Source organism: Anoxybacillus pushchinoensis, from assembly GCF_900111795.1.
GTDB classification, from domain to species: domain Bacteria; phylum Bacillota; class Bacilli; order Bacillales; family Anoxybacillaceae; genus Anoxybacillus; species Anoxybacillus pushchinoensis.
In genome coordinates this window covers 1-10,423 of the sequence record NZ_FOJQ01000068.1, presented here as the reverse complement: position 1 = coordinate 10,423, position 10,423 = coordinate 1, and the positions used below count along the sequence as shown (strand labels likewise).

At 41.8% G+C, this 10,423-nt stretch carries 10 protein-coding genes, 1 tRNA gene, 2 rRNA genes and 1 pseudogene; 10 read left to right on the top strand and 4 right to left on the bottom strand.

What is annotated here, in order from left to right; translation table 11 throughout:
• From BM213_RS13005 to tsaD, 7 genes are all read left to right on the top strand, one after another.
• Nucleotides 1-193, top strand: a 23S ribosomal RNA gene (locus tag BM213_RS13005); the annotation flags it as partial.
• Between the two features lie 269 nt (nucleotides 194-462).
• Nucleotides 463-579, top strand: a 5S ribosomal RNA gene (gene rrf / locus BM213_RS13000).
• A 225-nt stretch (nucleotides 580-804) separates the two neighbouring features.
• A tRNA-Met gene (locus BM213_RS12995) sits at nucleotides 805-881 on the top strand.
• A 162-nt stretch (nucleotides 882-1,043) separates the two neighbouring features.
• Complete coding sequence (gene tsaE / locus BM213_RS12990) at nucleotides 1,044-1,517, top strand: tRNA (adenosine(37)-N6)-threonylcarbamoyltransferase complex ATPase subunit type 1 TsaE (RefSeq protein ID WP_091704837.1); 474 nt, start codon at nucleotides 1,044-1,046, stop codon at nucleotides 1,515-1,517.
• Nucleotides 1,498-2,202 (top strand): tRNA (adenosine(37)-N6)-threonylcarbamoyltransferase complex dimerization subunit type 1 TsaB, encoded by a 705-nt coding sequence (gene tsaB, locus BM213_RS12985; RefSeq protein ID WP_091704835.1) that lies wholly within the window; start codon nucleotides 1,498-1,500, stop codon nucleotides 2,200-2,202. Before tsaE ends, tsaB begins: the two co-directional genes overlap by 20 nt.
• Nucleotides 2,203-2,646 (top strand): ribosomal protein S18-alanine N-acetyltransferase, encoded by a 444-nt coding sequence (rimI, locus tag BM213_RS12980; RefSeq protein ID WP_091704832.1) that lies wholly within the window; start codon nucleotides 2,203-2,205, stop codon nucleotides 2,644-2,646.
• The gene (gene tsaD / locus BM213_RS12975; RefSeq protein ID WP_004577724.1) at nucleotides 2,643-3,656 is read left to right on the top strand and encodes a tRNA (adenosine(37)-N6)-threonylcarbamoyltransferase complex transferase subunit TsaD; all 1,014 of its coding nucleotides are present in this window, start codon (nucleotides 2,643-2,645) and stop codon (nucleotides 3,654-3,656) included. The genes rimI and tsaD overlap by 4 nt, the downstream gene beginning before the upstream one ends.
• A 249-nt stretch (nucleotides 3,657-3,905) precedes the next feature.
• On the opposite strand, the gene BM213_RS12970 is transcribed toward tsaD, so the two are convergent.
• Complete coding sequence (locus BM213_RS12970) at nucleotides 3,906-5,801, bottom strand: ABC-F family ATP-binding cassette domain-containing protein (protein ID WP_091704829.1); 1,896 nt, start codon at nucleotides 5,799-5,801, stop codon at nucleotides 3,906-3,908.
• Nucleotides 5,802-6,027: 226 nt separating this feature from the next.
• Between BM213_RS12970 and BM213_RS12965 the strand changes: the two genes are divergently transcribed.
• A complete protein-coding gene (locus BM213_RS12965) occupies nucleotides 6,028-6,663 on the top strand; it encodes a redox-sensing transcriptional repressor Rex (protein WP_042536378.1) in 636 nt (211 codons plus the stop codon).
• A 9-nt stretch (nucleotides 6,664-6,672) separates the two neighbouring features.
• Here BM213_RS12965 and BM213_RS12960 read toward each other — a convergent pair whose 3' ends face one another.
• Both BM213_RS12960 and BM213_RS12955 read right to left on the bottom strand, forming a co-directional pair.
• Nucleotides 6,673-6,846 carry a YdiK family protein gene (locus tag BM213_RS12960; protein ID WP_091704827.1) on the bottom strand — a complete coding sequence of 58 codons (174 nt, stop codon included), beginning with the start codon at nucleotides 6,844-6,846 and terminating at the stop codon, nucleotides 6,673-6,675.
• Entirely contained in the window at nucleotides 6,843-7,580 is a 738-nt protein-coding gene (locus tag BM213_RS12955) for a CPBP family intramembrane glutamic endopeptidase (RefSeq protein WP_091704824.1), read from the bottom strand. The genes BM213_RS12960 and BM213_RS12955 overlap by 4 nt, the downstream gene beginning before the upstream one ends.
• A 303-nt stretch (nucleotides 7,581-7,883) precedes the next feature.
• On the opposite strand from BM213_RS12955, the gene groES reads away from it, so the two are divergent.
• Both groES and groL read left to right on the top strand, forming a co-directional pair.
• Nucleotides 7,884-8,168 carry a co-chaperone GroES gene (groES, locus tag BM213_RS12950; RefSeq protein WP_004888755.1) on the top strand — a complete coding sequence of 95 codons (285 nt, stop codon included), beginning with the start codon at nucleotides 7,884-7,886 and terminating at the stop codon, nucleotides 8,166-8,168.
• Nucleotides 8,169-8,237: 69 nt separating this feature from the next.
• On the top strand, nucleotides 8,238-9,854 hold the full coding sequence (gene groL, locus BM213_RS12945) for a chaperonin GroEL (protein ID WP_091704821.1): 1,617 nt from the start codon (nucleotides 8,238-8,240) through the stop codon (nucleotides 9,852-9,854).
• An 8-nt stretch (nucleotides 9,855-9,862) separates the two neighbouring features.
• Here groL and BM213_RS15315 read toward each other — a convergent pair.
• Nucleotides 9,863-10,069 (bottom strand): annotated as a pseudogene (locus tag BM213_RS15315) (DUF6944 family repetitive protein); the annotation flags it as partial.
• Between the last annotated feature and the right edge of the window lie 354 nt (nucleotides 10,070-10,423).

Sequence of the window (10,423 nt, the reverse complement as noted above, 5' to 3'; positions counted from 1 at the left end):
AGCACAGCTGGGTAGCTATGTGCGGAAGGGATAAGCGCTGAAAGCATCTAAGCGTGAAGCCCCCCTCAAGATGAGATTTCCCATCGCGTCAAGCGAGTAAGATCCCTTGAAGATGACAAGGTTGATAGGTCCGAGGTGGAAGCGTGGCGACACGTGCAGCTGACGGATACTAATCGATCGAGGACTTAACTAAGCACATACGAAAAGCGTAGGCGACTGTTTAGCCGCGAAGAACGCGAAAGGCCTGCGAGGAGGCTGTTGCCGCCACAGCAGGACTGAAGCGGTTCGAGGGGCTAGGAGCCGAAGCTAGACACCAAGAAAAGCTGAGAACGGTTCTTGGCGAAGCCAAGGAAACGTCCGACGGAGCCGAAGCTAGACACCAAGAAAAGCGGAGGCTAACCTGTTATCTAGTTTTGAAGGAATTATCCTTCACGCCTTATGAGGCGAAAAGAAGCATGTTTGCTCGGTGACGATGGCGGAGAGGTCACACCCGTTCCCATCCCGAACACGGAAGTTAAGCTCTCCAGCGCCGATGGTAGTTGGCGGGACACCGCCTGCGAGAGTAGGACGTTGCCGGGCATTTTTATATTTATTTCAATAAGTTCAGTTCAACGTTTATTTGTATTGTATCATTGCGGGGGTGGAGCACGAACGAATAGGCACCTATGAGTTTACATCAGCATACCGCTCGAGCTGCTTCTTGAGCGTGCTATCTGAGAGCGGGATGGCCAAGTTTCATTTATGTGTCTTATTTAATTGAATTGTACGACGATTTAAACACTTGTTTGTATCGTATCATATCATCGCGGGGTGGAGCAGCCAGGTAGCTCGTCGGGCTCATAACCCGAAGGTCGCAGGTTCAAATCCTGCCCCCGCAACCAACGAATGAAACGAAAGCGAAACGATATTAGTTTCGTGTTTTTTTATGCCTTTTTTGCTTTATGCTTTATTTTCGTGTACACTTATATGTGTATCATTTCCTTAGGAGAGAGGTCCTAAGGTCTTTTTTGTATGTTGATTTTATTCAATTAGGGGAATGAGCGATGAAAACATATGAATATGTATCACATCATCCTGAAGATACGGTCGCATTAGCGACGAAACTCGCCCAATATATTCAACCAAAAGACGTAATCACGTTAGAGGGCGATTTAGGAGCAGGAAAAACGACATTTACAAAAGGGCTAGCAAAAGGTTTAGGAATCAACCGTAATGTGAGCAGCCCGACTTTTACCATTATCAAACAATACGAAGGACGTATACCTTTGTATCATATGGACGTATACCGTCTAGAGGAAAGCGAAGAAGATTTAGGATTTGATGAATATTTTTTTGGTGATGGTGTAACGGTTGTGGAATGGGCACATATCATTGAACCATATTTGCCAGCTGAGCGTTTACATATTACGATTCACCATGCTGATGGAGGAAGCAGGATTATTCGCTTCTCTCCGATCGGCCAACGTTATGAACAGTTATGTAAGGAGATTTTTAGCGATGAAAGTGTTAGCTATTGATACATCAACGTTTGTTATGGGGATTGCTGTCGTTGACGGCCAAGTTGTTAAAGGAGAAATCATTACAAATTTGAAAAAAAATCATTCTATACGAGTGATGCCTGCAATTGAGTCGCTTCTTCAAGAGTGTGATATGAGTCCGAAAGAAATCGAGCGTATCGTTGTTGCAAAAGGTCCTGGGTCATATACAGGTGTTCGCATTGGCGTAACGATTGCCAAAACACTCGCATGGACATTGGGCATTTCGCTTATCGGCGTATCAAGCTTGGAGGCGATGGCAGCAAGTGCAAAGTATTTTCAAGGGCTCGTTGTTCCATTAATGGATGCTCGGCGAGGACAAATTTATACAGGCCTTTATAAAGCGGAAGGAGGAAACATTCAATCCATTGTGGCTGATCAAGTCATTTTAGCGACAGATTGGGCAAATGAATTAAAGGCTTATGATGAGCCTATTTTGTTAGTTGGAAATGATAGCTCTTTGCACGAAGCTTCATTCATTCAAACGCTCAATCGTGCTGTTCAAGTGGCTTCGTTCACACTGCATAACCCGCGTCCGAGTGAGTTAGCATGGTTAGGCATGCATCGTGAGCCAGAGGACATTCATACATTCGTACCAAACTATATTCGTTTAGCAGAGGCAGAAGCGAATTGGCTTGCTCGTCAGCAAGAAGGGACGGAATGTTAAGTGGACGTTTCCTTCCGTTTCATGACGCTTCAAGATCTTGATCGCATTATAGAAATTGAGCAGCTTTCATTTACGCTCCCATGGAGTCGCTCTTCTTTTTATCAAGAGTTGACAAACAACCCGTATGCTCGTTACATTGTGCTGGAGTATGATAGACAAGTAATTGGCTATTGTGGCATGTGGTTGGTTATGGATGAAGCGCATATTACAAACATTGCAGTGTTGCCTCAATTTCGTGGTAAAAAACTAGGAGAAGCACTGATGAGACAAGCGATGGCGTTAGCAAGGGAAGAAGGAGCGAAAACGATGACATTAGAAGTGCGGGTATCGAATGTAGTTGCACAATCATTATATCGGAAGCTCGGTTTTTTAAATGGAGGAATTCGAAAACGATACTATTCGGATAACCAAGAAGATGCTTTAGTAATGTGGGTGAAATTATGAGTGAAAAAGATATATTTGTACTCGGGATTGAAACGAGCTGTGATGAAACAGCTGCAGCCATTGTGAAAAACGGACGTGAAATAATAGCGAACGTTGTCGCATCGCAAATGGAAAGTCATCAACGGTTTGGAGGCGTCGTTCCTGAAATTGCATCGCGCCATCATGTTGAACAAATTACGCTCGTGTTAGAAGAAACGATGAGGCGAGCAAATATGGATGTGAATGAACTTGATGCCATTGCGGTGACAGAAGGGCCGGGGCTAGTTGGCGCGCTATTGATCGGTGTAAATGCGGCAAAAGCATTAGCTTTTGCACATCGCATCCCCCTTGTTGGCGTGCATCATATCGCGGGTCATATTTATGCCAATCGACTTGTGCAAGAAATGAAGTTTCCGTTGTTAGCGCTTGTTGTTTCAGGGGGGCATACGGAGCTTGTTTATATGAAAGAGCATGGGATGTTTGAAGTGATTGGGGAGACGCGCGACGATGCTGCAGGGGAAGCATATGACAAAGTTGCTCGAGCGTTGCAGTTACCTTATCCAGGAGGTCCCCATATCGATCGTTTGGCGAAAGAAGGAAAGCCAATCATCGATTTGCCACGCGCATGGTTAGAAGAAGGATCGTACGATTTTAGTTTTAGTGGATTAAAATCAGCAGTAATTAATACATTGCATAACGCTAAGCAACGAGGGGAAACGCTTCGCCCTGAAGATATGGCAGCAAGCTTTCAAGCGAGTGTTGTGGAAGTATTGGTGGAAAAAACAATGCAAGCTGCTGCGCACTATGGGGTGAAACAAATATTGTTAGCCGGCGGTGTCGCTGCAAACGAAGGATTGCGTACGCAATTGCGAGAACAAATGAAGCGACTTCCAGAAGTTGAACTCGTTATTCCACCGTTATCGCTTTGCACAGATAATGCAGCGATGATTGCAGCAGCTGGAACAGTATTACTTCAACAAGGGAAGCGTGCTTCAATGGCGTTAAATGCGAATCCAAGCTTATTGTTATAATATGTGTCCCTGTAAGCAGGGGCATTTTTTTTTGTGGATTATTTTATCCACATTCATGTGGATTTTGTGGAAAACATTCAGTATATGTTATTTTATAATAACGAGTTAACCACAAGAATTCATGTAAGTTTTTTAATTTTCTTGTGGATAATGTGGAAAAGTCCGTGAATAACTTATATATAAGTGTTTTTTCTGTGGATATGTTTGTGTAAAAAGATGGGCTAGTCCACAAGTGGAGCTAGCCCATTATTATTGTTGTAAACGTTCCCACTGTTCGAATAGTTCATCAAATTTTTGTTTTAGGGCGTCAATGTGCGCTTGTGTGTCTCGAGCCTTTTCGTAGTCGTTGTAACAAGAAGGATCATATAGTTGTTGTTCGTACGCCGAAATTTGTTGTTCAAGTTGTGCCATTTCCATTTCTAATTGTTCGATTTTTCGTTTTCGTTGTCGTTCTAGCTTTTTACGTTCTTTTTCTTCTTCGTACGAACGTTTTGGTGACAAGGGCTCGTTTGTTGTAGCTTTTTGATTCATTTGTCCGAGCTCAATCAGCTCCGCTTTTTTTGCGACGTAATAATCATAGTCCCCTAAATATTCAACAAGACCATCTGTGGATAATTCATATATTTTTGTCGCTAGTCTGTTAATAAAATAGCGGTCGTGGGAAACAAATATAATGGTCCCAGGGTATTCAATGAGCGCTTGTTCGAGCACTTCTTTGCTATCTAAATCTAAATGGTTTGTCGGTTCGTCCAACACTAATACATTTGCTTTTTTCATCATCAGTTTGGCGAGAGCGAGCCGAACTTTCTCTCCACCGCTCAACGTCTGAACGGGCTTCAATACATCATCGCCGGAAAATAAGAAATTTCCTAGAATAGTTCGAATTTCTTTTTCCGTTCTTAATGGATCTTCATCCCATAACTCATCAATGACACGTTTATTCGACGTTAATTGTGCTTGTTCCTGATCATAATAGCCAATTTGTACGTTTGTTCCGTAACGGAGTTCCCCTTGTTTTGCAGGGAGTTGTTTAATGATCGTTTTTAAAAGAGTCGATTTCCCGATGCCGTTCGGTCCAATTAATGCGATACTATCACCACGAGTGACGCGGAATGAAAGATTTTTTGCAATGATGCGATCGTAACCAATCGCTATATCGGTAGCTGCTAGCACGTCGTTTCCGCTTGGCCGTTCGATCTCGAAACGAAACGATGCTGATTTCTCATCACCGAGTGGTTTTTCAATCATATTTATTCTTTCTAATTGCTTTCTACGACTTTGTGCGCGCTTTGTTGTTGAAGCACGAGCGATATTTCGTTGAATAAAATCTTTTAGTTTTGCGATTTCTTCTTGTTGTTTTTCGTATAGTTTTACTTGTTGTTCAAACTGTTCTGCGCGTTGTTGTAAGTAGCTTGTGTAGTTGCCGACATATTTTTTTATTTTTGTGCGTGCCAATTCGTACACTTGTGTTACGATTTGATCAAGAAAGTAGCGATCATGGGAGACGATAAGAATGGCACCGCTATAATTTTTTAAATACTGTTCAAGCCATTGCAACGTTTCCATATCTAAGTGGTTTGTCGGTTCGTCTAATATAAGTAAATCCGGCTTAGAAAGGAGTAATTTCCCAAGTGCTAGTCTCGTCCGTTGTCCACCGCTTAATGTCGATACTTTTGTCGTATAATCATACTGGGAAAAACGAAGGCCGTGGAGGACAGAGCGAATATCTGCCTCATATTGATATCCGCCTTTTTCTTTAAATTCCGTTTGTAACCGATCGTATTGTTCGAGTAGACGTCCATAGTCAGCGTCGTGTACGCTCATTTGTTGTTCTAGTTCGCGTAGTTGTTTTTCCATCTGTTGAAGCGGTGCAAAAACATCGAGCATCTCTTCCCAAATGGAACGATGTGCTTGCAAGCCTGTATATTGATCTAAGTAGCCGATTGTCACGTGTTTCGGCTTTATGATTTCACCTGCGTCGTACGACAGCTGGCCAGCAATGATTTTTAATAGTGTAGATTTCCCCGCCCCATTTCTTCCAACTAAAGCGATGCGGTCTTTTTCTTGTATTTCGAGTTTAATGTCTGATAAAACTTGCTCAGCACCATACGACTTTGACAGTTGATTTACTTGTAAAATGATCATGATTTCTCACCTCAATCTTCTTTTGATAGTGTAACGTACTTTCTTCATGTTCGGCAACACTAGTGTGCGAATAACAAATTTGACAAAAATAATAATAAAGGGTACAAAGGAAAGACAGAATGAAAAAAATATTGTATAGTTTAGAAGTAGGGAGAATTTTTTAGACGTATAGGAGAGAAAATGAAAGCGCTAACTATTTGTGAAAGGAAATGTGGGGGATTGACTCGTGAATAATGAACAACCAAAAATTCCACAGGCGACCGCAAAACGATTACCGTTGTATTATCGTTTTTTGAAAAACTTGCATGCATCAGGAAAGCAGCGTGTATCTTCAGCGGAGTTGAGCGAAGCTGTACAAGTTGATTCAGCAACGATTCGCCGAGATTTTTCATACTTTGGTGCGCTTGGAAAAAAAGGATACGGATATAATGTCAATTATTTGCTGTCATTTTTTCGTAAAACGTTAGACCAAGATGAGACGACAGAAGTGGCGTTATTTGGGGTCGGAAATTTAGGGACTGCATTTTTAAACTACAATTTCAGCAAAAATAATAATACGAAAATTGTGATGGCATTCGATGTCGATCCAGACAAAGTCGGAACGGAAGTAGGAGGAGTTCCTGTTTATCATTTAGATGAGCTGGAAGAAAAGCTCGGGGAGATTACAGTAGCTATTTTAACTGTGCCGGCTCAAGTTGCTCAACCGATTACCGACCGGCTAGTCCAAAAAGGTATTAAAGGAATTTTAAACTTTACGCCTGCTCGCTTGCATGTGCCAGAACACATTCGTGTTCATCATATTGATTTAGCGGTCGAACTGCAGTCACTCGTTTACTTTTTAAAGCATTACGGAAATGAGTAAACCTCCCGTTTATGATCGGGAGGTTTTTTTTAATAAAGAACGAATGGCTGTGCCAAAATCAAACGTAGCGATCATTATGAATAACATCGTTGTTACGTCCCAAATGCCATCTTCGGCGCTGTCGACAGCAAAATAAGTAAATAAAATGCCCATTAGAAAGTAAAATAGTGGTTCATATTTCATGAAAACAGCCTCCAAATGACGAATTGCATTTGTTCTGCTTCGCGCATCATTTTTTCAATTTCCTCAGCAAATAATGTTTGAATAGCAACAACAAATGTATTCATCAACACGTGTGCTGCAATAGGTACGAGAATGCGTTTTGTTTTAACATATAAAAAGGCGAATACAAATCCCATCGTTGCATAAAGAAGCAAATGTTCAAACTCTAAATGAACAACCGCAAATAAAAGTGAACTGACGAGCGCTGATAAGAAAAAATTGTATTTTTGATACAACGTCCCGAAAATAATTTTCCGAAAGATGATTTCCTCTAAAATTGGTCCGACGACTGATGTAACGAGTATAAGAGCTGGTGTCAATTTGACCATTTCAACGATGCGTCTCGTGTTTTCGGACCCCATTTCGACACCAAATAGGTGCATCTCAATATTAGCTGCAATGCCTTGGGCGAAAAGAGCGAGCAAAAACCCCCCAATCGCCCAAAAGAATGACATGCCAATCGATGCTTGATGGCGATCATATGAGTATTTCATATCTTCTTTCATAAAATAAAGAACGAGAAAAAGAGCAATCGAAAAACTAATGACAGCCCAATAGCCTGAGGCGATCGATAAAGCTACTTCTTTATTTGATGCGTTAATAAATCCGCTATGCGCAAGTAAAGGAACGCCGACTAAACTAGATAGTTGCATAGCGACGTATGTAATGATGACATACCAATATTGCTTTTTCACATGTTCAACCCCTTCGTGCAAATTGTCTAGCTTTAGACGAGCATTTTCTAAGCGTCTGCTTCCTTAGCTGAGCGAATGATCGTCCTCTGCTTTCTAAATTGAATACTTTTTCATTTTATCATATTTTTTGTATGAATTTCGAAAGGAAAGACATAATGTTAAAGAGGGAATCATTTAATGAAAAATTTTTAACTTCCTACTTGCAAAATTAAAAAAAGTTCATTAATATAATAAGTGTGTTAGCACTCAATAAGAATGAGTGCTAATAACGGAACGAAAATCTAATTAAGGAGGTCGTTTGCCGTGTTGAAGCCACTAGGTGATCGTATTGTCATTGAATTAATTCAAACTGAAGAAAAAACAGCGAGCGGAATTGTCTTACCAGACACAGCAAAAGAAAAACCACAAGAAGGAAAAGTTGTGGCAGTTGGTTCAGGTCGCGTTCTTGATAATGGTGAGCGCGTAGCTCCAGAGGTAAGCGTTGGTGACCGCATCATCTTCTCAAAATATGCGGGTACAGAAGTAAAATATGATGGAAAAGAATACTTAATTTTGCGTGAAAGTGACATTTTAGCTGTGATTGGTTAATCGTTCGCCTGATAACATATAAAGCACATAAAAATACTTAATTAAAATTTCATCAAGGGGGTAAGATGTATGGCAAAAGAAATTAAATTCAGCGAAGAAGCTCGTCGTGCGATGTTACGCGGTGTAGATAAATTAGCTGATGCAGTAAAAGTAACATTAGGTCCAAAAGGTCGTAACGTTGTATTAGAGAAAAAGTTCGGTTCTCCATTAATTACAAATGACGGTGTAACAATCGCAAAAGAAATTGAATTAGAAGATCCATTTGAAAATATGGGTGCAAAGCTTGTTGCGGAAGTAGCAAGCAAAACAAACGATGTTGCTGGTGACGGTACAACAACAGCAACTGTATTAGCACAAGCGATGATTCGCGAAGGATTGAAAAACGTAACAGCTGGTGCGAACCCAATGGGCATTCGCAAAGGTATTGAAAAAGCTGTTGCGGTCGCTGTGGAAGAATTAAAAGCGATCTCTAAACCAATCGAAGGCAAAGACTCCATTGCTCAAGTTGCAGCTATTTCTGCGGCTGACGAAGAAGTTGGTCAATTAATCGCAGAAGCAATGGAACGCGTTGGTAAAGACGGTGTCATTACATTAGAGGAGTCTAAAGGTTTCACAACAGAATTAGATGTTGTGGAAGGTATGCAATTTGACCGCGGTTATGTATCTCCATACATGATTACAGACTCTGATAAAATGGAAGCTGTATTAGATAATCCATACATCTTAATTACAGATAAAAAAGTTTCAAGCATTCAAGAACTTCTTCCTGTATTGGAGCAAGTTGTTCAACAAGGCAAACCATTGTTAATCATCGCTGAAGATGTAGAAGGTGAAGCGCTTGCTACATTAGTTGTGAACAAACTTCGCGGTACGTTCACAGCTGTTGCAGTTAAAGCGCCTGGCTTCGGTGACCGTCGTAAAGCGATGCTTCAAGATATCGCGATTTTAACAGGCGGTGAAGTCATCACGGAAGAGTTAGGTCGCGAATTGAAATCAACAACAATTGCTTCACTTGGTCGTGCAACGAAAGTTGTTGTAACAAAAGAACATACAACAATTGTTGGTGGCGCTGGCCGTGCGGAAGACATTCAAGCACGCATCAACCAAATTCGTGCTCAATTAGAAGAAACTACTTCTGAATTTGATCGCGAAAAATTACAAGAGCGCTTAGCGAAATTAGCTGGTGGCGTTGCGGTAATCAAAGTTGGTGCTGCAACAGAAACAGAATTAAAAGAGCGCAAATTACGCATTGAAGACGCATTGAACGCAACACGTGCGGCAGTTGAAGAAGGTATCGTTGCCGGCGGTGGTACAGCGTTAATGAACGTCTACAACAAAGTTGCAGCGATCGAAGCAGAAGGTGACGAAGCAACTGGTGTGAAAATCGTCCTTCGTGCTATCGAAGAGCCTGTTCGCCAAATCGCTCAAAACGCTGGTTTAGAAGGCTCTGTTATCGTTGAACGTTTAAAAACAGAAAAAGCTGGTGTTGGTTTCAACGCAGCAACTGGCGAGTGGGTTGATATGATTGAAGCTGGTATCGTTGACCCAACAAAAGTAACTCGTTCTGCGCTTCAAAACGCAGCATCTGTTGCGGCTATGTTCTTAACAACAGAAGCGGTTGTTGCTGATAAACCAGAAGAAAACAAAAACACACCTGGCATGCCTGACATGGGCGGAATGATGTAATAAGACGACTACCCCACTTTCGATGGGGTAGTTTTTTCTTTTAATTCATGTAAAAAACAAAGAATAGAACCAACCGCTTGAATCCATGCGCCTGCGATGCTGATCGACTGCCCTTCTTCCTTATTTCCTCGCTCCTCATATATTCCGCCGATCGCTTGTAGGGTGTTGCCAATTGATTGAAGTACATTTCCAATGGAGCCTAATGGAGATGATTGTTCACTTCCCCAATCATCTGCGAGTCAACTACCCCCACTTAGCTAACGCTTGAAGCGGGGGCTTGCAACTCCCCAGAAGTGCGAACGGACTTCGTCCTCCTTCCTTGACTTGGGGTTGCATCAGGGGCAGGTTGACGACTACCCAACGACATAGGTCATGCCTATATCGCTACCGAGTGGCTCGGCATGTCTGTAGGCAGTACTTGACTTCCACGCACAACAGACGGATGTACGCTCGATGTTTTACGGTTGCAACGTTTCCTGCAACCAACTCCCTACATCGAGTAACGGGGATTGGAGTGCCTTGATTCAACGGTTTTCTCCACATTCTTATTCTATCATATACAAAAGAAA